This window comes from Yunchengibacter salinarum (genome assembly GCF_037658235.1).
In the GTDB taxonomy this organism is placed as follows: domain Bacteria; phylum Pseudomonadota; class Alphaproteobacteria; order Sphingomonadales; family Kordiimonadaceae; genus Yunchengibacter; species Yunchengibacter salinarum.
In genome coordinates this window covers 46232-71417 of record NZ_JBBJLN010000005.1, presented here as the reverse complement: position 1 = coordinate 71417, position 25186 = coordinate 46232, and the positions used below count along the sequence as shown (strand labels likewise).

General features: G+C 64.3%; 19 protein-coding genes. 10 read left to right on the top strand and 9 right to left on the bottom strand.

Translation table 11 applies throughout. The annotated features are described in order from the left end of the window. Positions 1-130: 130 nt before the first annotated feature. The gene (locus tag WGH93_RS06765; RefSeq protein WP_374764106.1) at positions 131-370 is read left to right on the top strand and encodes a cold-shock protein; all 240 of its coding nucleotides are present in this window, start codon (positions 131-133) and stop codon (positions 368-370) included. Positions 371-375: 5 nt separating this feature from the next. After that, positions 376-1395 carry an aminoglycoside phosphotransferase family protein gene (locus tag WGH93_RS06760; protein ID WP_374764105.1) on the top strand — a complete coding sequence of 340 codons (1020 nt, stop codon included), beginning with the start codon at positions 376-378 and terminating at the stop codon, positions 1393-1395. Between the two features lie 48 nt (positions 1396-1443). Here the strand turns inward: WGH93_RS06760 and WGH93_RS06755 are convergent, their stop codons facing one another. Next, positions 1444-2565, bottom strand: coding sequence for a glycosyltransferase family 4 protein (locus WGH93_RS06755; RefSeq protein WP_374764104.1), 1122 nt, complete (start codon positions 2563-2565; stop codon positions 1444-1446). A 113-nt stretch (positions 2566-2678) separates the two neighbouring features. After that, positions 2679-3575, bottom strand: coding sequence for a universal stress protein (locus WGH93_RS06750; RefSeq protein ID WP_374764103.1), 897 nt, complete (start codon positions 3573-3575; stop codon positions 2679-2681). 255 nt (positions 3576-3830) lie between these two features. On the opposite strand from WGH93_RS06750, the gene WGH93_RS06745 reads away from it, so the two are divergent. Genes WGH93_RS06745 through WGH93_RS06735 form a run of 3 tightly spaced genes read left to right on the top strand, consistent with a single transcriptional unit; the run spans position 3831 to position 6264 of the window. Then, complete coding sequence (locus WGH93_RS06745) at positions 3831-4160, top strand: PepSY domain-containing protein (protein WP_374764102.1); 330 nt, start codon at positions 3831-3833, stop codon at positions 4158-4160. 41 nt (positions 4161-4201) lie between these two features. Next, positions 4202-4876: a response regulator transcription factor gene (locus WGH93_RS06740; protein ID WP_374764311.1), complete on the top strand. Its 675-nt coding sequence runs from the start codon at positions 4202-4204 to the stop codon at positions 4874-4876. After that, the gene (locus tag WGH93_RS06735; protein ID WP_374764101.1) at positions 4873-6264 is read left to right on the top strand and encodes an ATP-binding protein; all 1392 of its coding nucleotides are present in this window, start codon (positions 4873-4875) and stop codon (positions 6262-6264) included. Before WGH93_RS06740 ends, WGH93_RS06735 begins: the two co-directional genes overlap by 4 nt. Here the strand turns inward: WGH93_RS06735 and WGH93_RS06730 are convergent. The 4 genes from WGH93_RS06730 to WGH93_RS06715 form a co-directional block, all read right to left on the bottom strand. Continuing rightward, positions 6221-6643, bottom strand: a complete 423-nt coding sequence (locus WGH93_RS06730) for a DUF423 domain-containing protein (protein ID WP_374764100.1) — start codon at positions 6641-6643, stop codon at positions 6221-6223. The two genes, WGH93_RS06735 and WGH93_RS06730, sit on opposite strands and share 44 nt — an antisense overlap. After that, complete coding sequence (locus tag WGH93_RS06725; protein WP_374764099.1) at positions 6643-7776, bottom strand: M14 family metallopeptidase; 1134 nt, start codon at positions 7774-7776, stop codon at positions 6643-6645. Before WGH93_RS06725 ends, WGH93_RS06730 begins: the two co-directional genes overlap by 1 nt. 335 nt (positions 7777-8111) lie before the next feature. Beyond that, positions 8112-8591: a type II toxin-antitoxin system HicB family antitoxin gene (locus WGH93_RS06720; RefSeq protein ID WP_374764098.1), complete on the bottom strand. Its 480-nt coding sequence runs from the start codon at positions 8589-8591 to the stop codon at positions 8112-8114. Between the two features lie 41 nt (positions 8592-8632). Next, positions 8633-9061 (bottom strand): type II toxin-antitoxin system HicA family toxin, encoded by a 429-nt coding sequence (locus tag WGH93_RS06715; protein WP_374764097.1) that lies wholly within the window; start codon positions 9059-9061, stop codon positions 8633-8635. Positions 9062-9108: 47 nt separating this feature from the next. On the opposite strand from WGH93_RS06715, the gene ykgO reads away from it, so the two are divergent. Together ykgO and WGH93_RS06705 are read left to right on the top strand one after the other, a co-directional pair. Beyond that, positions 9109-9234, top strand: coding sequence for a type B 50S ribosomal protein L36 (ykgO, locus tag WGH93_RS06710; protein WP_374764096.1), 126 nt, complete (start codon positions 9109-9111; stop codon positions 9232-9234). Between the two features lie 153 nt (positions 9235-9387). Next, the gene (locus WGH93_RS06705; protein ID WP_374764095.1) at positions 9388-10002 is read left to right on the top strand and encodes an HAD family hydrolase; all 615 of its coding nucleotides are present in this window, start codon (positions 9388-9390) and stop codon (positions 10000-10002) included. Positions 10003-10085: 83 nt separating this feature from the next. Here the strand turns inward: WGH93_RS06705 and pyk are convergent, their stop codons facing one another. Continuing rightward, on the bottom strand, positions 10086-11552 hold the full coding sequence (pyk, locus tag WGH93_RS06700; protein WP_374764094.1) for a pyruvate kinase: 1467 nt from the start codon (positions 11550-11552) through the stop codon (positions 10086-10088). Positions 11553-11805: 253 nt separating this feature from the next. Here pyk and WGH93_RS06695 point away from each other — a divergent pair, with 253 nt between their 5' ends. The 3 genes from WGH93_RS06695 to WGH93_RS06685 all read left to right on the top strand — a co-directional run bounded on the left by WGH93_RS06695 (position 11806) and on the right by WGH93_RS06685 (position 13359). Beyond that, complete coding sequence (locus tag WGH93_RS06695; protein WP_374764093.1) at positions 11806-12597, top strand: N-formylglutamate amidohydrolase; 792 nt, start codon at positions 11806-11808, stop codon at positions 12595-12597. Next, positions 12594-12938 carry a DUF1244 domain-containing protein gene (locus tag WGH93_RS06690; RefSeq protein ID WP_374764092.1) on the top strand — a complete coding sequence of 115 codons (345 nt, stop codon included), beginning with the start codon at positions 12594-12596 and terminating at the stop codon, positions 12936-12938. Before WGH93_RS06695 ends, WGH93_RS06690 begins: the two co-directional genes overlap by 4 nt. Positions 12939-13077: 139 nt before the next feature. Then, positions 13078-13359, top strand: coding sequence for a DUF2312 domain-containing protein (locus tag WGH93_RS06685; RefSeq protein WP_374764091.1), 282 nt, complete (start codon positions 13078-13080; stop codon positions 13357-13359). Between the two features lie 84 nt (positions 13360-13443). On the opposite strand, the gene WGH93_RS06680 is transcribed toward WGH93_RS06685, so the two are convergent. Both WGH93_RS06680 and WGH93_RS06675 read right to left on the bottom strand, forming a co-directional pair. Continuing rightward, positions 13444-16419 (bottom strand): S8 family serine peptidase, encoded by a 2976-nt coding sequence (locus WGH93_RS06680; protein WP_374764090.1) that lies wholly within the window; start codon positions 16417-16419, stop codon positions 13444-13446. Between the two features lie 162 nt (positions 16420-16581). Further along, positions 16582-25173 carry a cadherin domain-containing protein gene (locus WGH93_RS06675; RefSeq protein ID WP_374764089.1) on the bottom strand — a complete coding sequence of 2864 codons (8592 nt, stop codon included), beginning with the start codon at positions 25171-25173 and terminating at the stop codon, positions 16582-16584. Positions 25174-25186: the final 13 nt, after the last annotated feature.

Sequence of the window (25186 nt, the reverse complement as noted above, 5' to 3'; positions counted from 1 at the left end):
GTGCCCGGAAAATCCGTGTGGTGATCATGCGGGGCACAAGCCGCTTTTCAAATGACCGGACGGGCGATAGGGTGGCGCATCTTTCTGATGCACCGTCTGGCGCGGCATCATGTCATTGTTGAGGGGGCCCATGACGCTCTTCACCGGTAACGAGACGCTCGGCACGGTCAAATGGTTCAATGCGGACAAGGGGTTCGGCTTCATCCAGCCGGATACGCCCGGTGATGACATTTTCGTTCATCTGAGCGCCGTGCGGGATGCCGGATGGCAGACCCTGAACGAAGAGCAGCGGGTGGCCTTTCGCATCACGCGGGATGACAGGGGCCGCCAGCGCGCGGTGGACCTGAAAATGCCCGCGCTGAAGGTTTGACGGTCATGGCGGCGGATCAGCGCCTGTTACGCATGGCGGGCTGGCAGGGCGCCAGTCGGCAGCGGCTGAAGGCGGATGCCTCCTTCCGCTGGTATGAGCGGCTGACGGATGGCCCGCGCCGCGCCCTTATGATGCACGCCCCGGCGCCGCGGGAGAACCTGCCCGCCTATCTGCTGGTGCGCCGCCATCTGGAACGGCTGGGCCTGCGCGTGCCGCGCCTGCTGGCGGCCGATGAAGATGCCGGGCTGGCACTGATCGAGGATTTCGGCGACGACACCTTCACCCGGCTGCTGGATGCGCGCCGGGTGGACGGTGCGGCCCTGTATGATCTGGCGGTGGATGTGCTGATCCATCTGGCCCGCGCGTCCGCCGCCACGGATATCGATCTGCCCGCCTACCATATGGATGCCCTTCTGGATGAAGTGGCGCTGCTGCCGGACTGGTATGTCACCCATGGTCTGGGCCGCGCCGTATCGCCAGCCTTGCGCCGCCGCTATCTGGATGCGTGGCGGGCCGCCCTCGCCTCGGTGGCCGACCGCCGGGAGGCGCTGGTGCTCAGGGATTATCATGTGGACAATCTGATGATTCCGCATGGCGTGACGCTCGCCGCGCCCGCCGGGCGGGATGTGAGCGCGTGCGGCCTGCTGGATTTTCAGGATGCCCGCCTTGGCGTGGCGGCCTATGATCTTGTTTCCCTGGTGGAGGATGCCCGCCGGGACGTGCCGGACGACGTGAAGGAACGCGCGATCCGCCGTTATCTCGATGCCCTGCCGGGCGTGGACGGGGCGGCCCTCAGGGCGGACATGGCGCTGCTCGGCGCCCAGCGTCACGCCAAGGTGGCGGGCATTTTCACCCGGCTCAGCGCGCGGGATGGCAAGCATCACTATCTGGCCCATCTGCCACGGGTGCTGCGGCTGCTGGCGGCGGCACTGGATGATCCGGCCTTGGCAGAGGTGCGCGGAGTGATGGCCGATTTGGCACCGGACCTGCCCGCGATTGCGGCTCCGACCAGCGTGTCGGCCTGAAATCGGTCTAAAAGCCGCCCCGTTTCCACGCTTCTGCATTTCCCCGCGTCAGGGGGCGGACACCGCGTCCGGGTCGCTCATCAGGCGATCATAGGCTTCGATCATGGTGTCCAGCCGGTATTGGCTGCGTGCCTTTTCCCTGTTGGCGGCGCCGATGTGGGCCCGGTCGGTGCCGTCTTCCAGCAGGCGCAGCATGGACCCGCTCAGTTCAGCCGCATCCGTGCCCTGCACGAAGGGGCGGTTGGCCTCTGACACCATGCGGGCCACGTCGCCCACATCGGTGGCGGCCACCGGGCGCCCGGCCAGCATGGCTTCCACCACGGCCAGCGGCATTTGCTCCGTGTCCGACGACAGGGCGAACAGGTCAAAGGCCGGGATCAGCCGTTCCGGGGTGCTGACGGGGCCGGTGAAGGTGACACGGCCTTTCAGCCCCACCCGCTCTACCAGCATGGATAGCGCCGCGCGGGCCATACCATCGCCTACGATCACCAGCCGGGCCGTGTCGTATTTTTCCGCCACCGGCAGGAAGGCTTCGATCAGGCGGCCCAGATTCTTTTCCGGGCGAAGAGCGGCAACCGTGCCGATGATCGGGCTGGCCCCTTGCAGATTGAAGGCGTGGAGCATTTCCGGGTCGGTGTCCCGGTCAAAGCGGTCGCTGTCCACCCCGTTGGGAATGTGCAGCAGCTTTTCGGGCGCGATCTTCCAGCTTGTGCGCGCCAGCTCCAGCAGCGTGTGGGAGGGGACCACCACCTTTTTCGCCCGGTTATAGGCCAGCCGACGCACCCATTTGCGCAGGCGCTTTTCGCCGCCAGCCTCGTCCGGGCCGAAGCCGTCCTGTATCTGGATCATGGGGCATATCCGCCCCAGGCAGTTGGCCAGCATCCATTCCACGCTGCCCCAGTTATAGCCCACCAGCAGGTCCGGCGCGATTTCCGCCAGCCGGTCCCGATAGGGCATGATCGCGCCCACCAGCCGTTCATGATAGGGGGTGAAGCCGGGCTGTTCCGGCTGGCGGTCGGGGCGGATCAGGTCCATCGCCTCATAGCGCCCGTCCATGGCCAGCACGCTGTGGCGCAGGTTCGCGCTGCTGTTATTGACATGGGTGGCGAAGCGGCGCTGAGAGCCGCCCACGGTGAAACTGGGAAAAACATGCAGAATATGCTTGGTCACGGTCCCTGTCCTTGGCTGTCGGGTGCGCCACTTGATCACATGCCCGGCGCCCGCGCAAGCGACGAGCCGGGCCGGCCCCACAGGCACCCGTACAGGCATCCACGGGCGCGGGCCTAATGGGCCATGAAGATGGGCAGCGGGCAGTCCGCCACCAGATCGCGGGTCACACCGCCCAGGATCATTTCCCGCCAGCGGGCATGGGAATAAGCCCCGATCACGACCATGTCGGCACCCAGCCTGTCCGCCTCGGCGATCAGCCGATCCGCCACCGGCGCCCCGTCGCGTGCCACCTTGTGGTCGCTGACCGGAATGGCGTGCAGGGCCAGATAGTCCCGCGCATCGCCAAGACCGGGCCGGGCGCTGTCTATGTCGCCCACCTGCACCAGATGCACCTTGGCCGCCTCCGCCAGTACGGGCAGGGCGGCATTGACCGCGCGGGCACATTCGGCGCGCCCGTTCCAGGCCACCATCACGGTGCGCCCCACATCACCGGCTCCCACGCTGTCCATGCCGCCCGGCACCATCAGCAGGGACCGGCCTGAGCGAAACAGCAGATCGGAAAAGATCGCATCCTGATCGCCGTCCCCGTCGCTTGGCTGGTGGCAGATGGACAGGTCCGCCAGTCGTGCGCGGCGGCCCACATGATCGGTGATGAGGCCGGTGACCTCGTCCCAGTGGGCGGCGGGCGTGCCATTGTCGCCCTTCACCTTGTCCAGCGGCAGCCCCGCCCGTTCGCAGGCGGCGCGGAAAACCGCCAGGCCCCGGCTGGCCTGCTGGCGGCCTTCCTGTTCGGCGGCATCGCACAATTCCTGCACCATGTCGGCGGTCAGCCCTTCGCCCATGAAGGGAATCGCCGTGCGCGGATCGGGGCGGATGAACAGCCCGGTCAGCGTGGCCCGGTAGCGCCGGGTCAGCGCCAGCGCCACTTCCACGGCACCGTCCCGCGCCTTGGCGTCCGCGCTGTCGGGCAGGGTCTGGCCGGTCATGGGCACCAGAAGCGATTTCAGCATGGCTTGGTCCTCTCGCATGGGGTGCGGCGGCGGGCGAGCCGGTCGGGCCTGCCCGTTTCCGGCAAGGAGTTTAGAGGGAAAGTCGTCGATCACCAATGGGCGATGTGTCGCCGTCGGATGCCATGGCCGCCCCGCGCCTGAACAACTGCGCCTGAACAACTGCGCCTGACCGGGGCCGCGGCGCGGCCACGGCCCTGATCCGCCCATATTCCGGTTCAGCCTTTATTCAGGGGGGCGGGCTGATAGACTGGGGCCATGACCGCACCCGCATTCACGCCGATTGTACTGGCCGCCCTTGTGGCGGGGATCGCGCCCGCCGCCTTCGGGCAGGGGCGCGGCGTACCGGATCATGAAGCCGCGCTGGAAGCCCGGCGCGCGGGACTGATTTTGCCGCTTGCTGAATTGCGGCGCCGGGTGGCCCGGCAGCTTCCGGGCCGCATTGTGGGCCATCGACTTCTGCGCACCAATCGCGGCTGGGTTTATGAATTGCGGCTGATTTCGGCGCGGGGACGGGTGCTTTACAGCCTTGTGGAAGCGGATACGGGCCGGGTTCGCCTGACCCATCCGAAAAAGGATGACCGCTAGGGCGCGGGCCGCGCGGTCGGAATGTATTTTGGGGAATGATGATGCGTCTACTGGTCATTGAAGATGACTTGGAACTGGCGGGGCAGATACAGGAATCCCTGGCCGAGGCGGGCTATAGCGTGGACCTGAGCCATGACGGCGAGGACGGCCATTTCCTTGGCGAGAGCGAGCCTTATGACGCCATCATACTGGATCTGGGCCTGCCGGTGATGGACGGCGTGAGCGTGCTGCGCAAATGGCGCGCCGACGGGGTGGACAAGCCGGTCATGGTGCTGACCGCCCGCGATAGCTGGTCCGAAAAGGTGGACGGCCTGGACGCGGGCGCGGACGATTATCTCACCAAGCCCTTTGTCATGGCGGAACTTCTGGCCCGTCTGCGGGCGCTGATTCGCCGTGCCGCCGGACAGTCCTCCCCCACGCTGGAGGCGGGGCCGGTCAGCCTGGACACCCGCGATGGCCGCGTGCATGTGAATGGCAGGCCGGTCAAGCTTACCGCGCAGGAATTCAAGCTGCTCAGCTATATGATGCACCATGCGGGCAAGGTGGTCAGCCGCACCGAACTGACCGAGCATATTTACGATCAGGATTTTGACCGTGATTCCAACACCATAGAGGTGTTCGTCAACCGCATTCGCAAGAAGCTGGGCGTGCCGCTGATCCACACCATGCGCGGGCTCGGCTATCGGCTGGAATGGCAGGGGGACGGGCCGGCATGACCGCCCGGTTCGCCGGTATTGGCGCCCGCCTTCGGGCCTTCTGCCGGTCGCTGACCGGGCGGCTCACTCTGTCGGCGGTGGCGCTGGCGGTGGTGATCGTGCTGGCCGGGGCGTTTGCGCTGACCACGGCGTTCAGAAGCTATGCGCTGACCAATCTGGATGACCGGCTGCGGCTGGTCATGGATGTGATGGTGGGGGCGGGGGAGGTTTCCCGCAGCGGCGTGCTGCGTTTTTCCCGCGACGTGTTCGACGAACGCTTCATGACCCCTTATTCCGGCTGGTACTGGCAGGTTTCGGAACAGGGCCAGCCCGCGTTCCGGTCCCGCAGCTTGTGGGATCAGGCGCTCGATCCCGATCTGTCCAGCCAGCAGTTCGAGCCGCGCTACCGTGAAGTGGCGGGGCCGGACGGCCAATATCTCAGGGTGCTGGAGCAGGACATCGTCTTGCCGGAAAGCGACCGGGTGTTCCGCTTCATGGTGGCCGCGGACATGTCGCGCATCCGGGCGGACGTGGCGCGCTTCAACTGGCTTCTGGTGGCCAGCCTGAGCCTGTTCCTGGCCGTGCTGGCGGCGGCGCTCGTGGCTCAGGTGGCGTTCGGGCTGCGGCCATTGCGGCGCCTGCAACGGGAAGTAAAAGCCGTCAGCCGCGGTGAGCGGGACCGGATCGAGGGGCACTATCCGCCGGACCTGATGCCGCTGGTGGATGAAGTGAACACGCTGGTGGCCCACAACCATAACCTTCTGGGGCGGGCGCGGACCCAGGTGGGCAATCTGGCCCATGCCCTGAAAACACCGCTCAGCGTGGCGCGCAACTCGACGGCCCGGATGACGGAGACGGAGGCGGAAAAGGTGAACCGCCAACTGGACCGGATGCAGCAGCATATCGATCATTATCTGCGCCGGGCCCGGCTGGCGGGCGGTCAGACCGGCGCCGCCATCCCCCTGAAAGACTGCGTGACGCGGCTGGAACGTGCGCTGGGGCGGCTCTATGGCGACAAGGGCCTGCGGTTTGAAAGCCATATCGGCGGCCATCTGGCCTTCGCCGGGGAGCGGGAAGACCTTGATGAGTTGCTCGGCAATCTTCTGGACAATGCGGCCAAATGGGCGGAAAGCCGGGTTGTGGTGACGGTGGATACGCTCACCCGGCGCGGGCGCGGCTGGCTGGATATTCATGTGGCCGACGATGGCCCCGGCGTGCCGGAAGACAAGCGGGATGACCTGTTCGAGCGGGGCCGCCGACTGGACAGCCGCACACCGGGCAGCGGGCTTGGCCTGTCCATTGTGCGTGATCTTGTGGATGCCTATGACGGCACGGTCAGTCTGGGGCGGGCCGATATGGGCGGGCTCAGCGTGCGTCTGATCCTGCCGATGGCGAAAGCCAAAGCCTGACCCCCGCATAGGCCAGCATGAACCAGCCCGCCATGATCAGGCCGCCGCCCATGGGCGTGAGCGGCCCCGCCATCGCGGCAAGGTCCGGCATCAGGCTGCGGCCATAAAGCGTGCCCGCGAACAGCCAGATGCCCGCCAGCATCAGTCCGGCCGAAAGGCGCGCCGCCCGTGCGCTGGCGGCGGGGCCGATCGCGGCCAGCAGCGCGGGGGCAAGCACCGCCGCGGCGTGGCTCAGATGGATTTGCAGCGCTGTTTCATAAAGCCGTGCCGCCGCCGCGTTCAGGGGGGTCAGATGGCTGCCCGCCGCCGCCGCGATCACACCGGCAAGCCCGGTGATCCCGGCCCATGCCAGTAGCAGGCCGCCCTGTTCCCGCCGCATCAGGGCGCCGCCTGCTTTGTCAGGGTCTGGTGGATGGCGGCCAGGCAGGCTTTGGCCAGGTGGCGCGCGCGGTCAGGGGTCCAGCCATGGGTTGGGTCGGGGCGGTCGGCATTGTCCTTGAACGGCATTTCCAGCGTCATGGCCAGACATCCGAAGCGATGGGCCGTCCAGTCCGTGCATTTGGTCAGGTCGGCGGTGCCGGGGGCGTCCGCCTCATAGCCGTAAACGTCTTGAAAGTCGGGGCTGAGGGTGGTCAGCAGGGTGCGGAAATCGGTGAAGGCGCTGGCATGGTCCGCCGTCAGGCCGGGAATGCCCTCATACCCCGCCAGGAAATTATAGGGCAGCCCCTCGTCGCCGTGCACATCCATGTGCAGATCCACGCCGGTACGCTCCATTTCCGCGCGGACCAGTGCCACTTCCGGGCTTGTTGCCATGTCCGGCGCGTGCCAGACGCGGTTCAGGTTCACCCCCGCCGCATTGGTGCGCAGATGGCCGCGGCGCGCGCCGTCCGGGTTCATGTTGGGCACGATGCGGATATGCGCCCGGTCCAGCAGCGCCCGGGAGATCGGGTCCGCCGGGTCCAGCAGTGCATCTAGGGCGCCTTCCATCCACCACTCGGCCATGGTTTCGCCGGGATGCTGGCGGGCGATCAGCCAGACTACCGGGCTGTCTGGCCGGGGGGCGTCCAGCTCCAGCAGGTCCATGGCCTGACCGTCCAGCGTGTGGCCGAGCACGCGGCAGCGCACCCGCGGATCGGCGCTGGCGCGGGCGATCAGGTCCTGATGGCGCTCCATGGAATAGGGCGGGAAATAAGCCAGCCACAGCGTGTCCTGTGCGGGGGTCAGGCTGAAGGTCAGCCGCTCCCCGTCGAAGCTGGTGGGCACCCGCCACCAGTTTTGCCTGTCATAGCTGACGGGTACGCCATAATCCCGCCAGCCATCGGGATAAGCGGCCCCGCCCGCATTGTCGATGGTGATGGTGCAGGGGGTATCCCGCACGCCGCTGAGGCGGAAATGGAACCATTGGTAAAAATCCGACCGGTTGTCCCGGCGGATGGCCAGATGGATGTCGTCTGGCCGGTTGGCCCGGATGATCTCTATATTGCCGCTGTCAAAGGCGGATGTGATCTGCATGGCGCGCTCCCCCGCTGGTGGCCTGATCCGGTCAAGGCTTAGGGCCGGGCGCCGAGGGCGTCAAGATGGGGCTCCGGCTGGTTATGGTGGGCGGGTCAGTCCTGTTGCCCCATTAAGGCCGTGACAAGACCATCCCAATGTGGTATTAAAAATGACACTGACGCCAAGGCGTGAGCGGACACCCCCGCTTCCTAGCGGGAGCCTAGACAGGGGCGCCTCCCGGCTGACAGGCCGACACCGGAGGCGCTCCTTTTTTGTAAGGTGCGGCGCCCTGTGATCCTCGCACTCTGTGATTCCCGAAACACCCGCGCGCGGGCGCATGGGTGATAATGCGATCAGGCGTTTTCGCGCCGGAGGGGCGGGTCCGCTTCCATGTTGTCGGGTGTTGCGGCGCCGGGCAGTTCACCCAGCGCGGCTTTCAGGGCGGCATTGGTGATGAAGGCGGAGCGGGTAATGCCAAGGGCGGCGGCGCGGCTGTCCACTGTGTCCAGCACGTCCGACTCCATGACAAGCTGAACCCGTTTTTTCATGGCGCCGCCATCAATGAGGGGGACGGAGATCAACCAGGCGCCTGCCGCGAGGGCTTCGCGCACGTCGTCCCGCTGGCGGGCGGCGGCGGTGCCGATGGGGGTGGGAACCGCCCAATCTTCAGCCTTGATCGCCGCCACATGTTGGGCGAGGGCGCGAATGGCCGTGTCCATCACGGTGTCTTCGTCGTCCGTGGCTGCGAAGGCACCGTCCATGTCAACAAAGCTGATACCAAAGGCGCTGCCGTCATCCTGACGAACGAGGGCGGTGTAATAATTGCTGGCCATGGTGCTTGTTCCTTCCGGTTCGCGTGGGGGCTGATGGTCGATCAGAGCCATCCCGCTTTTTTTTGAATGTCCCGCTGCGTGCCGATGGGCAGGTCTTTTTTGGGGTGTGGCACGGTGATGATCTGCTGCCTTTGGCTGTGTTTGAAAGTGTGGTGATCGCCCGACTCCCGGACTGGTTCCCATCCTTCCCTTAGCAGCCGCCGGATGATGTCCCGGCTGGACATCCGCTGCATCTTTTTACTCATCGGCGCGCCCCTAATTTGTGTATATTTATACATATTCCAGTGTATGTTCGCAAGTGTTTGTGTCAATAAATACACATGTGCAGGTGGATTGTCGAGACCGGGCGCGGCGGCGGGAGCCTGTGCCGTCTGGGTTTGACCCGGCGCGTGAGACATATCTTGACAGGGCGGGATCGGCTGAGTAGGTTCCGCGCCCATTGCCGGGGCGATCGCTGCCGGTGTGATCATGGCGCGCCCGGCGCGCGGCAACACCATCAAGAGTGCAGGATAGACAGATGAAAGTGCGGAATTCTCTCAAGTCCCTGAAAAATCGCCACCGCGATTGCCGCGTGATTCGCCGCAAGGGGCGCATTTACGTGATCAACAAGACCCAGAAACGCTTTAAGGCACGCCAGGGCTGAGCCTATTCAGGGCTGACTTAAGGCGGCTTGCCGGGCCGGAGCATGAAGCGCCGGTTCCGGGGCCAGGCTTGCACATCGGCCTTTCCGGGTGGCTTTGAATATGTTTAAAACCGCGCATGGGGTTAATGCGCGGTTTTTGCCGTTGGAGGCATCATGGTTCAGGCGGTTCTGTTCGATATCGGCAATGTGTTCGTGCACTGGTCGCCGCGTTTTCTTTATGAAAAGCTGATCGATGACCCCGCCGAGTTGGACTGGTTTCTGTCCGAGGTGGTCACGCTGGACTGGCACACCGCCCATGATGCGGGCAGGCCCTTTGCCGAGTCCATTGCCGAGCGGGTGCGCGCCTATCCCGATCATGGCGATCTGATCCGCGCCTTTGACAGCCGCTGGGACGAGACCATTCGCGGCCCGATCCCCGGCAGCGTGGCGGCACTGGAGTCGCTGAAAGCGGCTGGCGTGCCCAGCTATGCCCTGACCAATTTTTCCGCCGAGAAGTGGCCGCCATTCCGGCAGTCATTCGCCTTTGCCCGATTGTTCGACGGGGTCGTGGTCTCTGGCGAGGAAGGGCTGGTGAAACCGGACCCCGCCATTTATCACCGCGCCGTGACACGTTTCCGGCTTACGCCGGAGCACACATTGTTTGTGGATGACCGGGCGGACAATATAGCCGCCGCCGAGGCGCTGGGCTTTCGGGCACATCTGTTCGAAAGCCCGGACGGGCTGCACAGGGCGCTGGAAGCCCACGGCCTGCCCGCCCCGCGCCGCTGACGCAACGGGGTCGCTGACGCGCCGTCACTGTGGGACTGGGGGCGCCGTTGACGCGACGCCGCCGTGGGGCGCCGTTCGGCGGTTTATTCGCCGTCTTCATAGCCTTTCAGTTCCTTGCCGCTGATCCAGGCGATATGCAGCACATTGGTGGCGCCGGGCGTGCCGAAGGGAACCCCGGCGGTAACCACGATGCGCTGCCCGCCCTTGGCAAGGCCCTGGCGAAGCGCCATGCGCCGGGACTTGCCCACCATTTCCTCAAAGGTGGACACATCCCGCGTTTTCACCGTGTGACAGCCCCACACCACCGCCATGCGGCGGGCCACCTTGTTGCTTGGGGTGAGGACCAGAATCGGCGCCGCCGGGCGCTCCCGCGCGGCGCGCAGGGCCGTGGCGCCGCTGGATGTGAAGGTGACGATGGCGCGCGCCCCCACCGTGCCGGATACCTGCCGGGCCGCCTGGGTGATGGCGTCTTCCGCCGTGGGGTTCGGGCTGGCGCTTTGAATGTCCACCTGTTCGTAATAGCCGGGTTCGCCTTCAATCTGACGGGCGACCCTGTCCATCACTTCCACTGCCTCGCGGGAATAGCTGCCGACGGCGGATTCGGCGGACAGCATCACGGCATCCGCGCCGTCCATCACGGCGGTGGCCACATCCGACACTTCGGCGCGGGTGGGAACGGGGGCGGTGATCATGCTTTCCAGCATCTGGGTGGCCACCACCACGGGCTTGCCTTCCTCGCGGGCCAGACGAATGATCCGCTTCTGGATGCCGGGCACTTTTTCCAGCGGTTCTTCCACGCCCAGGTCGCCGCGGGCCACCATCACGCCGTCCGCCAGTTCGATGATTTCCTCAAGGCTGTCCACCGCGGCGGGTTTTTCGATCTTGGCCATCACGGCGGCCTTTCCGGCCACCAGTTTCTTGGCCTCGGCCACGTCGTCGCTGCGCTGTACGAAGGAAAGCGCGATCCAGTCCGCGCCCACTTTCAGCGCGAAGGACAGGTCCCGCCGGTCCTTTTCCGTCAGCGCCGCCAGCGGCAGCACGGCATTGGGCACGTTCACGCCCTTGCGGTCGGATAGCGGGCCGCCCACCATCACCGTGCAATTGGCCTTGCCCGCCTGCACCTTGTCCACCCGAAGCTTGATCTTGCCGTCATCCAGCAGGATGTGCGTGCCCTTGTCCAGCGCGTCGAAGATTTCCTTGTGGGGCAGGGGCGCGCGGGTGGCGTCGCCGGGTGTGTCTTCCAGGTCCAGTTGGAAGCTGGCGCCCTCTTCCAGCGTGACCGGCCCGTCCGCAAAGGTGCCGATCCTGAGCTTCGGCCCCTGAAGGTCGGCCAGGATGGCAATGGGGCGGCCCAGTTCCGCTTCCACGTCGCGGATGGTATCCACCAGCGCCTGCTTGTCCTTGTGGTCGCCATGGCTCATGTTCAGGCGGAACACGTCCACGCCGGTCAGAAACAGGGTGCGGATCTGTTCGCGGCTGCTGCTGGCCGGGCCGAGCGTGGCAACGATCCGGGTCTTGCGTTCGCGGCGGATAATGGTGCGATTGGGCACGGGTCACTCTCTCCTTGGCGGGCGGGGCGCATGGGTGGCGGCCCCGCGGGCGTCCTTTACAAGATCTCTGTCAGCCTCCCCGGCGCTGCAATCCTTTGCAAAAAGCACTGGACTGCGGCCATGATGTCGGATCGTGGGGGCTCCCCCCCTTGCCGCAAGGGCCTGACGTATTAGACTGGCACCATCAGGCTGGCACCTTCAGGGCATCAGGGTCCGGGCGCGGGCCGGCCAGTCGATTTCCTAAGGGTATCTCATGGGCACAGAGTCGCATCAAGTTGAAATTTTGAACAAGCATGGCCGGGGCGGCGTGATCATTTTGTGCGATCATGCCACCAATCGGGTGCCTGAGGCACTGTACCGGGACGGGAAACCGCTGGGGCTGGCCGCACGGGACATGGGCCGCCATATCGCGTGGGACATCGGCGCGGCGGCGATCACCCGGCGGCTCAGCGCCCTGATGGATGTGCCCGCCGTGCTGGCGCCGGTGTCCCGGCTGGTGATTGATTGCAACCGCGAACCGGACCATCCCACTCTGGTGCCCGACCGATCGGACGGGGTGATGATTCCCGCCAATCAAGGGCTGGACGGGGCGGCCATCGCGGCGCGCAAGGCGGCCTGGTACGATCCTTTTCACGATGCGGCGGCGGATCTGGTCGCCAGCCACCTTCGGGAGGGGCGCGTGCCGCTGGTGGTGGGGATGCACAGCTTCACCCCGGTCATGAACGACAAGGTGCGCCCCTGGCATATCGGCTTTCTGTGGAACCGGGACCGGCGGCTGGCCCAGGCCATGATCGGCCTGATCGAGCGGGAGACGGACCTGAGAGTGGGCGACAACGAGCCCTATTCGGGCCGGGCGCTCTATCATTCCATGCAGGCGCATGGCGCCGATCACGGTCTGCCCCAGACCACCGTCGAAGTGCGCAATGATCTGGTGAACACGCCGGATCGGGTGGAGCAATGGGCCCGGCTGTTGGCGGACATACTGGATGAATGCATGAATCGCCCGGATGTGTGCTACCGGGCGGAGGAAGGACAGATGACATGACGGACCCGAACAATCTGGACGTGGCGCAGCGGGACAGGATCGAGGCGCGGGCCTTTCGCACGCTTCTGGATCATCTGGCGCTGCGCAGCGATGTGCAGAATGTGGACCTGATGGGACTGGCGGGATTTTGCCGCAACTGCCTGTCGGACTGGCTGCGCGATGCGGCGGAGGCCGAGGGCGTGTCGATGGACAAGGGTGAGGCCCGCGCCCATGTGTATGGCATGGCCTATGAGGACTGGAAGGCCCGCCATCAGACCCCGGCGAGCGAAGCGCAGATCAGGGCGATGGATGAAAGCGTGTCCCGGAACAAGGCCCTGCGCGCGGCCCGCGACCGGGGTTGATGGCGGTGGTTCCGGCCCCCTTGCGCATATTCGGGCCGGGCTTGCCCGTCCGTGCTTGATGCGCGGCGGGCGCGCGGATAGGGTGCCCGTCCCCGGTGCGTGACCGGGACGGAATTTGGACATATGGGAATTTCAAAACATGGTACAGGCAGGCGGTGTTGCCGGCGATCAGTTGCGGTCTTTCATCGAGCGGATCGAACGGCTGGAAGAAGAAAAACGCGGTATCGCGGAAGACATGAAAGAGGTCTATAAACAGGCCAAGGCCGTAGGGTTCGACACCAAGATCATGCGCAAGGTGGTGGCGCTCAGGAAAAAGGATCAGGCCGAGCGGCAGGAGGAGGAAGCCCTGCTGGACGTTTATCTTCACGCCCTTGAGGGCGGTGACCGCCCCGCCGCATCGGGTGGTGAGGGCGAAGGCTGATCCGGCGCCACACGTTGGCGCTTGGCATGGCCCGAATGATCGATCGGTAAAAGGAAAGCCGGGCTCCGTGGCCCGGCTTTCCTGTCAGATCAGGATGGCATCGCTGTCCAGCAGGGCGGTCGATTGGCCCGACAGGGTCAGGGTGAGACCGTCCGTGAGCGCCAGTTCCAGGCTGTCGCCCGCCTCGTCGCCCACAGTGCGGGCCAGATCCCGCAGGGCGGCCCGGTCCAGGTCGAAGGCCGAGAGGTCGAGCCGGTCCATATCCGCATTGAAGTCGGTGATGGTGGTGGCGCCGGTGTCGTCCGCCGCGAACAGGAACAGGTCCGCGCCGGGGCGGGCCAGCGGGGCGTCTCCCGTCAGGATATTGTCGCCCGAGCCGCCGACCAGCGTGTCGGCCCCGCCGCCACCGGTGAGCGTATCATGGCCGCCAAGGCCAAAAAGGCGGTCATCACCGCCGAACCCGCGCAGATCATTGCTCAACCCGGTGCCGCTGATGCTGTCATCGTGCATTGAACCGATCACCCCTTCAATGGAGCGCAGCACGTCGCCATCGCCGTGACCGCCGCTGACGGCACCGGTGGCCAGATCCACCCGCACCCCGGCGTCGGATCGGGTATAGAGCGCGAAATCACGCGCATTGCCGCCATCCAGTGTGTCGGCGCCGGGGCCGCCTTCCAGCCGGTCTATGCCCCGTTCGCCGAACAGTCTGTCCCGCCCCGGCCCGCCAAAGATCAGGTCGAAGCTGTCGCCGCCATGGACGGTGTCCGCGCCCCTGCCGGTGAACACCCGGTCGGCGCCAGCGCCCGCCATGACCCGATCATGACCGGGGCCGGCCCAGATCTGATCCCGGTCCACTCCGCTGTCCAGCGTGTCATCGCCCGCGCCGCCGTGCAGGCTGTCCCGTCCCTCGCGGGTGAAAATATGATCGCCCGCGTCGGTGCCGGTCACGGTATCGTGGCCGTCCCCCGTGGTGGCGGTGGCAAAGCGCGTGCCGTCCAGGGTGAACACCTGCCCGGTGGCGTCATTGCCGTAATGGCCGGCCATCACCGACGCCCCGGCGGTCAGGTCCAGGGCGATGTCGCCGCTGATGGCGGCCATGTTCAGGCTGTCCGTGCCGGTGGTGTCGTCAATGACCGGCACCGCGCCCGCGGCCTCGTTCATATTGGCCCAGTCGTCGGTGAAAAAATACACATCGTCATTGCTGGCGGCGTCCCCTTCGAAGATCAGTTCCATGCCGGAGACCGACCCCGATTTGCCGTTGTCGATCACGTCCTCCACGGTGATGGTCCAGGTGCCCGCGCTATCCTCCCCCCAGAAGGCGCGGGACAGCATGGGCCACCCCTCCCGGCTGCCGGAGAAGCTTGGGTGATCCAGCGAGCGGTTGGAGGAAGCCGCATTGTCTTCCAGTTCTTCCTGCGGGGTCAGGTAATCCGTTACGGTGCCATCGGCTTTCTGGGCCTGGATCTGGGGTTCCGAGAACGTCCCCACCGTATCCATGACCCGGCTGACCGTACCGTCGGGGGAGGTGATGGTGATGCGGAAATCGCCGAACTGTTCATGGGCGAAATTGGTCTTCAGCGTGACCACATCCAGTTCCAGATTGTCGCCCACCTCCACTTCAAAGGTGAGGGGGGCGCCGTAATCCACGGTGTGGACATCGTCGTTCGCCAGCACGGCGCTGCGGCTTTCGATCAGATTGTGGCTGGTGCGGGTCTGGTGCCAGGTCTGCGCCAGGCGCACGGCGCCGTGGATATCCAGCAGGCCGAAGCCGTGATCCTTGCTGAAATGCAGGCCCTGGCCGTTCACCTGTGCGGCGCCGTTGATCTCCCACGGGTGGAGGCGGCGATGGCCGGAGACATCCTCCGTCAGGCCGGGGCCGGCATGGCGGGCGGAAATGGCGAGGATTTCCTGCACGTCCCGCCAGCCCAGGTCCACCCCGAACTGATTGGTCTCCGCCGCTTCCAGCATCAGGGCCACCCCGCCGGAGACCAGCGGCGCCGCGGCGGATGTGCCGGTAAAGGCGCTCGTGCCGGAGCCCGCGAGGCCCAGCGCATCCACGTCGAAGCCAAGAATGCGGGGCATGTCCCAAAAGCCGTCAAAGGTCTCCCGGTCAATGGGGCGCAGGCTCGGGAGGGCGGTGTTGATCAGGCCGCTGACCACGGCGGAGACATGAATTTGTGTGCCGAAATTGCTGGCGCCGTCGATGTCGCCCGTTTCCCCCGCCCAGGCCACGGGGAGAATCTCGAACTGGTTGAAGATCGGTTCGGTCATCAGCGATGTCTGAAGATTGCCGCCGTTTCCCGCTGAATTGACCCATATGGCGCCCAGGTCGTCGCGCCCGGTTTCCGCCGCGCGGATGCGCCTGGCAAACATATCGGGCTGATTGAAGCGGGGCGTTTGCATTGAGGGGATGTCAGGGCCGCTGAGGCTGGATTGAATCACATCAAAGGGGCCGAAATCATCAATCACCGTGCTGATGCCAAAGAAGCTGGCATCCGGCGCCACACCCACCATGCCGATGCCGTTATTGCCTTCCGCCGCGATCAGGCTGGCGACACTTGTGCCATGATCGCCCGCGCCCGCGGCGCCGCCCCGGTCCCGTGCATCCGAAACGGTGGCAATCCGGGTGAAGTTTTCTTGCAGGTCCGGGTGGCGGTAATCCAGACCTTCCACGGATTTGATATTGACCCCCTTGCCGGTGAACTCGTCCCAGACGGGGATCAGATTGATATGGGCGCCGCCGGTGATGGCCGGGGCGCCTTCGGGGACGGGATAGAAGGGGGGGGGCGGGGTGCCCGGCACGTCATCCGTCAGGTTATTGATGAAACTGGCGGCGGCAATGGCTGCCTTTGTCATCTGCACGCCCACAATGCTGCCCATCAGGGGCAGCAGCGGGTCGTTGAAGGGCAGGGTGACGCCGGCGAAATCCCCCACGGGGACGGTGAAGGGCTCCTCGCCCGGTTGCCAGTCCCCCAGCAGTTCTTCCGCCACCCGGCGGGCCACATCGAAGCGTTCCGGATAGTCCATATCCGTGTTGCCGTCGCCGTTGGCATCACTCATTACACTCTCCCACAGTCGCGTTTTCTGGTTCGTTTTCTGGCACGTTTTCTGGCATACCGCCTGGAGCCTTTTATCCTGTGCACGTGCATATGTCACTTTTTGGTTGCAATTGAATCCATCAACCGGCCGGGCCCTCAGGCCCGGCCGTGTGGCCCGCCGAGGCTAGAAGTCGTAATAGCCGAGCTGGTGGGTTTGCAGGGTCTGATCGCCGTGATCGGTGTTGTCCTGCGCTTGCAGGATCAGGCTGCCGTCATCGGCGATGAGAAGGGCATTATAGCCCGCGTCCGCCAGGCTCAGCAGCTCGCCGGACTGGCTGATGCCGTCGCCGTTCGTGTCCGCCCAGATCTTGAGCATGTCGGCGAAGTCGTCCTCAAATGTGACCTGCCCGTCGCCATTGGTGTCCAGGGCGTTTGCCATCAGACCGCCGGAGGCCAACGCCCCCAGTTCCCCGCCATCATCCACCGTGCCATTGCGGTTCAGGTCGAAAACAAGAATCCCGTCCGATCCGCCGATCCAGGCATTGCCGGTTTCCGTTTCACCATTGCCGCTGATGTCGAAGGCGACCGTTCCGCCATCGGCGATGGCGCCGTCATGGTCCAGGTCCACGGCGGTGACGGAGCGGGAATTGCTGACCGCCAGCCTGGCATCGCCAAGGGTGACGGTTTCTCCGTCCACCGTCGCCGTACTGGTGTTGATCAGACCGTATTGGCTGTCCGGGTCCAGGCCGGTGGGCGTGGGGGTCAGGTCGATTTCCGTCATGCCCGCTTCCGTCAACGTGCGGAGTTCATCCGCCTGGCTGATGCCGTCGCTGTTCACATCCTGCCAGAGGGTGAAGTCGTCGAACCGGTCGTCATTGGCGGTGAGTTTGCCGTCTCCGTCGCTGTCAAAGGCGGCGAGCCCTTCCAGATCGGTGGTCGCCCCCTCCAGATCCTGCACGAAGGAGATTTCCGTTCCGTTGTCGATGGTGCCATTGCCGTTCCGGTCCAGCGCCAGCAGGCCATCCCCGGCATCCACCCAACTTGTCAGTTCCAGGTCTCCGTCCCCGTCCGTATCGAAACGCACGGTGGGGTCGCTGGTGGGGGTCAGCATGGTGCCGTCCCCGTCCAGATCGAAGATGACGGGGGGAAGGAAGGACCCCGGAATATGCAAGGTGTAGCTCATCAGGGCGGTGGTGCTTTCCCCGTCATCGTCTGTGGCCTTGACGTTGAATATCAGAAAGCCGCTCTTGTTTTCAGCAAAGGCGTTTCGTGGCCGGATTGCGCCGTGGTCATCAATTTCGAAAAGAACATTGGCGAAATTGAACGGCTCCCGCAGGATGTCGGTAATCTCAAAGCTAAAGCCATCCTGTTGCTGGCCCTCCGGGTTGTCCGGATCGAAGGCGTCGGCGTCCATTATGATTGTGGACGTGTTAAAGAAAACGGTGCCGGGGGCCTGAAGGGCCACTTCCCTTTGCTCATTCTCCATCGTCGGCGGGCTGGTGGGCACATTCGCGGTCACTGTGTAGGTTTTTTCATCTTTCCCGCCGTCGTCATCGCGGACGATGCCGGTGAAGGTGACCGAGTCCCCGTCTTGCAGTGTATCGACTGCGTTTTGGGTCCAGGTGATGACACCCGTATTGGCGTTCACATTCAGATAATTGTTGGGGTCGCCCGAAATGGCGAAGGTCAGCGGGTCAAGGTCGTCGTCCGTCGCATTCATGTCGAACACCTGCTGGCCCGCTACCAGATCCCGGGTAGCCGCGCCGTCCCCTCCATTGAAGGGCTCGGTCATCACCGGCGGGGTGTTGTCATTGAAAACCAGGATGTCGAAATCCTTGGTCTCGCTTGAACCATCGGTGGATGTGGCCTTCACCGTAATGGTGAAGGTGGTGTTCTGGCTCACATCCAGCGCGGCGGTGTCTTTCACCTTGACGCGCAGACCCCCGCGATAGGGTTCGGCGAATTCAAACGCCCCACCCGCATCGTCCACCATGGTCAGGGTCACGTCGTCCGACCGGTCCATGTCGCTGGCGCGCACGATCAGGCCGGTATCGGTTTCGGCGGGCTTTGTGTCCTTTACCTGGTTTGGGGAATCCGTGTGAATGTCCCGGAAATCGGAGATGCCGTGCTCGCTCGTGTCGTCCGCGACATGGATCGTGAAGGTCTTGCCAGCCGAGCGGGTTCCGTCGCCGGCGATCGCCTTGACGGTGACATCGTGATGTTGATCGCTCTCGGCGTCCAGCTTGCTGCTGTCATTCACCCGCAGCGTGCCGTCGCTGTCGATGCGGAAGGCGCCCGCATGTTCCTGGGACACGATCTCGAAGCCTGTGACGCTGTCCGATACATCGGCGTCCCCGGATTTGGCAACCACGCCCACCGTGCTGCCATTGGCCGCGCTTTCAATGATGGAATTGGCAGCGGGGTTGCTGTCCGTGGGGCGAGAGGGCGAAAATTCCTCCACGTCCTTGACGGCGATCGTCAGCGCCAGATCGTCCGACCATGTGCCGTTGCTGGATTTGGCCTGGATGTTGACGCTGTGGTGCTGGTCGCCTTCTGCATCCAGCTTGCTGGCGTCACCCACTTTCAGTTGGCCGCCATTGGTGATGGTGAAGGCGCCCGCATGTTCCTGGCTGGAGATGCGGAAGCCGACGATGCTGTCCGAGATGTCCGGGTCGTTGCTGGTTACGCTCAGGACATTGTCGCCCGTGCCCGCATTTTCCTTCAGCATGGGGCTGCCACCGGTAATGGTGGGCGTGGTGGGGCCGAATTCGCCGGTGTCGTCGTCAATGCGAATGGTGAAGTTCTGGGACGCGGACCACTGGCCATCGCTGGACCGGGCCTGCACGGCGATGCTGTGGTGCTGATCGCTTTCCGCATCCAGCCTGGTTCTATCGGCCACCGTCACGCGGCCGTTGCTGTCGATCGTGAAGGCGCCATCGTGTTCCTGACTGACAATGCGGAAATCGACAATACTGTCGGATTTGTCCTTGTCGCGGGAGGATGCATCCAGTTCAACGAAGGTGCCGTTTGTGGCGCTTTCCAGGACATGGTTCACGGTACCATCCGTATCCCAGGGGCGCTCAGGGGCAAACTCTTCCACGTCCTTGATGGTGATGCCAATGGTCTTGCCATCGGACCAAGTGCCATCGCTGGAGAAGGCTTGTATTGTTACATTGTGAACCATGTCGCCCTCGGCGTCGAGCAGGCCGGGGTCGTCCACGCGAACTTGTCCGTTTTCGTTGATTTTGAAGGCGCCCGCATGTTCCTGGCTGGAGATGCGATAGTCGACAATGCTGTCGGATGTGTCCGCGTCGGTGCTTGTCACTGTCAGCACATTGGCGTTCGCGGTGGCATCTTCTCTCACCATGGGGCTGCCGCCGGTAAGCGTGGGCGTGGTGGGGCCGAATTCTCCGGTGTCGTCTGAGACTGTAATGGTGAAGTCAGAGTCAGATATGGAGCCATCAGTGGACGTGGCGCGCGCCGTGATAGTGTGTGTCGTGGCAAGTTCCGCATCCAGTTTGCCGGGATCGGCCACGGCAACGACACCGGTATCGGGATCAATGGTGAAGGCACCCCCGGCATTATTCGTCAGAGAAAATGTTACAGTGTCGGTGATATCGCCGTCCTGGGCATTCGCGTTGATGCCCACTGTGGTGCCGGATGCCGCGTTTTCCTTAACGCGGTTCGCGGCGCCGTCACCGTCTGTTACAGCGCTTACACCCTCTTCATTCACATCACCGATGTCGATGGTGAAATCAGCATCGGAGATGGACCCGTCATCTGACGTGGCGCGTACGGTGATGGAGGCCGTACCACTTGTTTCCGCGTCCAGGAGATCACCATCTCGGACATAAACATCACCACCCACCGGGTCGATGCTGAAAGCGCCCCCCGCATCATTCGCAAGAGAGAATCTGACATTATCGGTCAGGTCCGGGTCTTTGGCGTTGGCGTTGATACCCGTCGTTGTGCCCGTGGCCGCGCCTTCGTTCACCCTGTTGGGGGCATTGTCTTCGTCCGTGACCGTACCGACCGGGGCTTCGTTGTAATCCAGCACTTCAACGGTGACACGTTGAACCGCTGACTCCGTACCGTCCGAGGCCACGGCAACCAGGTCGATATGATGCAATGCGTCGGTTTCCGCATCCAGCTTGGTCGGGTCGGCGACGGAAATACGGCCTTGAGAATCCACCTCAAATGCGCCAGCGACATTTTGGTCCACAATGCGGAATGTGGTGATGGTATCGCTGACATCCTTGTCTGAAGCAGACAGGTCAATGCCGGCGCTTTGGCCTGGGTCGGCGTTCTCCGACACGCGGTTGGGTAGGAGGTTGGTATCCCCGGATTCGATTACCGGCTTGTGCTCCTCCACATCCTTGATGTCGATGGTGAAGGCGCGCGTGGTGCTGGAACCATCAGTGGACGTGGCGCGCACTATGATGGTTTCCTCAGCCTCGAACTCGGCATCCAGGCGTTCTTTGTTCCGAACGCTGACCACGCCGGTATAGCGATCGATTTCAAAAGCCTCGTCGGCGTCATCATCCAGCGAATAGGTGACTCCGTCGGTCAGGTCCGGGTCGGTGGCTGTGGCGGTAATGCCGACCAGCGCGCCGTTTGATGACGGATTTTCCAATACAGCGTCATCGTCATTATTGCTGTCGGAAAGGCCGCCAATGTCGGATTCATTGATGTCCGTCACCTGTATGGTGAAAGACCGACTCCGATCACCGCTGTCGGTTTCGGCGCGAACGAACACCTGTTGACTGGCAGCGCTTTCCGCATCCAGCTTGCTGGGGTCCGTTACAAAGATTTGGCCGGTTTCCGGGTTCACGTCAAAGGCGCCGCTGTTGTTCTGGTTTGGGTCCAGCGAATAGGTGGCCGTATCCGTTACATCCTTATCGTCAGCGAAAGCAGTGACCCCGGTGAGCGTGCCCGCGACCGCATCTTCGCGCACCGTATTGATGTCGTCATTGGCGTCTACGATGCGCTCCAGGTCGAATTCGTCCCGGTCCAGAACTGTGACGGTGAAGGTCTTGTCCTGAAAGCTGCCATCAGTGGACGTGGCGCGCACGGTGAGGTTGGCGCTTTGTGACACTTCCGCATCCAGTTGCCCGCCATCAAGAACGCGGATTTCACCGGTCGCGGAGTCGATCTTGAAGGCGCCATTCGCGTCGTCGGTTAGGGAAAATGTTACAGTGTCGGTGATATCCCTGTCTTCGGCGGTTACCGTCAGGCCGACTTCCGAGTTGCTCGTCGCGCCTTCGAATATACGGCTTCTATCATTGTTCCGGTCTTGCAGCCCTTCCACAGCGAATTCGGTGGTGTCATCGCCGAGCGTCACGCCAATGCCCGTGCTGCTCTGGGAACCATCCGAAGACGTGGCGATAACATCGATGGGAAGGGTCCCTTCCGTTTCCGCATCGAAATCGGCGCCAGCGACGGTGAAGACGCGGCCGGTATCCGGGTCTATGGTGAAACGATCATCGCTGTCGGTGCTCAGTGCGAATGTGACAGTATCTTTAGGGTCCAGATCAGTGGCGGAAAAGGTGATGCCCGTATCCGCATTACCGCCGATGGATTCCAGCATGGTGGGGGTTTCCCGTGTCACGGAGACATCACCCACGGAATATTGATTGTCGGGGGTTATGGTGATGGTGAACTGCTGGTCGGATGTGGAGCCGTCGGTGGATGTGGCGCGGGCCGTGATCGTGTGATCCACCGGGCCGGTGTCGGCGTTCAGAAGGGTGTCGTCGGCGACGGTGATCCGGCCGCTGTCCGGGTCCACCTTGAAGCGCCCGCCCGCATCGTCCACCAGGCTGAAGGTCACGCTGTCCGTCAGGTCCGGGTCGTCGGCGGAAAGCCTGATGCCCACCGGGGTGTCTTGACCGGCCACATCCAGCACCGTATCGGCATCCGAATTGGCGTCCAGAAGGGCGCTGACGCTGTGTTCATTGGCATCGGTCACGGCCACGCTCACCGTGCGGCTGCTGGTGGAGCCATCGTCGGAGGTGGCCAGGACGGTCAGGCTTTCGCTGCTGGATGTTTCGGCATCCAGCAGGCTGCTGTCGGCCACGGTGATAACGCCGGTCTGGGCATCGATGGCAAAGGCGCCGCCCGCGTTGTCCGTCAGGCTGAAGCTCACAGAGTCCGTGCCGTCGGCGTCAGTGGCATTGGCGTCGAACCCCACCAGCGTGCCATTCTCGGCGGCTTCGCTGACATTCTCGGCGGCTGGGTCGCCGTCCGTGATGGCGGAAATAGCCGCTTCATTGGCATCCGTCACAAGAATGGTGAAGGTTTCGCTGCTGGCGCTGCCATCGTCCGAATTGGCCATGACGGTGATGCTGTGGCTCTGGGCACCTTCAAAGTCCAGGGACGCGCCGTCCGCCACGCTCACCGCGCCGCTTTCCGCATCAATGGTGAACCGGCCCCCGGCGTCGTCGCTCAGGCGGAAGCGCACGGCATCTGTCACATCCGGGTCGGTGGCGGTGGCCGTGATCCCCGTGGATGTCCCGGCTGTGGCATCCTCGCGCACGCTGTTGGCGGCGTCGTTCCCGTCGGTGACGGCGGAAATGTCCACCTCGTCCACGTCATCCACCGCGATCAGGAAGGTTTCGCTGCTGGTGCTGCCATCATCCGAATTGGCGGCGATGGTCACGCTTGCCGTGGTGCTGGTTTCCGCGTCCAGCAAGGAACCGTCCAGCACCGTGACAACGCCGGTCTGGGCATCGATGGCAAAGGCGCCGCCCGCATCGTCCAGCAGGCTGAAGCGCACCTCATCGGTGCCGTCGCCGTCCATGGCCCTGGCGGTCAGGCCCACCACGGCGCCCTGTGCGGCGCCTTCGCTCACGCGGTTTTCATCGGTGTTGGCGTCCGATACCGGCCCCACGGGGGTCTCATTGGCGTCGGTCACGGTGACTGCCACGGTGGTTTGTTCGGTGGACCCGTCCGAGGAGGTGGCCACCACCGTCAGGCTTGTCTGGGGGCTGGTCTCGAAATCCAGCCTGCTGCTGTCGGCCACCGTGACGACGCCGGTTTGAGCATCGATGGCAAAGGCGCCGCCCGCATCGTCCGCCAGGCTGAAGGTCACCGTATCGGTCACGTCCGGGTCCGTGCTGGTGGCGTCGAAGCCCACTGCCGTCCCGCTGGCGGCGGATTCAGAGACGGTTTCATCCAAAGGGTCCGCATCGGTGATCGGCGTGAGATCCGCTTCGTTCACGTCCCGCAGGAAGATCTGGGCGTTGAATTCGGAACTGGTGCCATCGGTGGACACCGCGCGCGCCGTGATCGTGGCATAGCTGGCGCTTTCCGCATCCAGCAGGCTGTTGTCGGCCACGGTGACGACGCCGGTTTGGGAGTCGATGGCAAAGGCACCACCCGCATCATCCGCCAGTTCGAAGCTGACCTCGTCAATCGCGTCCGCATCCTCGGCGGCCACGCGAATGCCCACCGGGGTTCCGGGGGCGGCATCTTCCGCCACGCTGCTGTCGTCGCCATTGGCGTCAAAGGCGGCGCCCAGCGGATTTTCATTGCCGGCGAACTGGGTGGGCAGGTCGTCAATGGAAAGCGTGCCGTCATTGGTGGAGACCTGCTCCACATCGCCGGTAAGCGTGGTGCGGTTGCCGTCGCCGTCCACAATGGTGATGGTGCCGTCCTGATTGTCGAAAAAGGACAGGGAGTCGCTGTCGGCTTCCAGAACCACGCGGTCATTACCCGCACCGCCGATGACCGTATCCTCGCCCAGTCCGGCGCGAATCAGGTCGTCGCCATTGCCGCCGTTCAAAAGGTCGCTGCCCGCGCCGCCTTCCAGCGTGTCTTTCTTGTCGCCGCCGAAAAGGCTGTCATTGCCGGCGCCGCCGCGCACGGTGTCATAGCTGGCGCCGCCGTTCAGGCTGTCATTTCCGGCACCCCCGTTCAGCACGTCGATGCCGTCCCCGCCGAGCACCACATCGTCGCCCGCCGTGGCGACCAGCGTGTCATTGCCGCCGCGCAGTTCGATGCGGTCAATGCCGGTAACATTGGTCTGGCTCAGGTCAATATTGTCGTGGCGACCGAAACTGGCGCTGTCGCGGCCCGCTAGGGTGACCCCGTCGAAGCCGCCGCCGGTGATGGTTTCCACCGCCCCGGCTTCAAAGCCGTTCAGGGCGATGGTCACGCCGTCCGCCGTGGCGGTCACCGTGTCGTCGCCATTGCCGCCGATGAAGCGGTCAGTGCCCGAATCCAGCCCCACTTCGAAGCGGTCATTGCCGCCGCGGCCCTGAAGCACGTCATTGCCGCTGCCGCCAGCGATCACATCGTCGCCCGCCGTGGCGATCAGCGTGTCATTGCCGCCGTGCAGTTCGATGCGGTCAATGCCCTGAAGTGCGGTGCCCGAAAGGTCGATGTCGTCATGCAGGCCGAAGCTGGCGCTGTCCCGCCCGCTGACCGTCACGCCGCTGTGGCCGCCCGCGCTGATGATTTCCACATCGCCCGCCGTCAGGCCGCGCAGGCCGATGGCCGTGTTGTCCGCCGTGGCGGCAAGGGTGTCGTCGCCAGCGCCGCCGATGATTTTATCCAGACCGTCGCCGGGACCGGTCAGAAACAGGTCGTCGCCCGCGCCGCCGAAAAGGTTGTCGTTGCCGCCGCCGCCCGCGAGGGTGTCATTGCCGTCTCCCCCGCCCAGCGTGTCGTTGCGACCACCACCGATCAGGCTGTCATTACCGCCCAGGCCCTGAATATCATCGGTATCGCCGCCGCCGGTCAGGGTGTCGCCATTTGCCGTGCCTGTGATGATCGCCATTGTGAACCTCTTT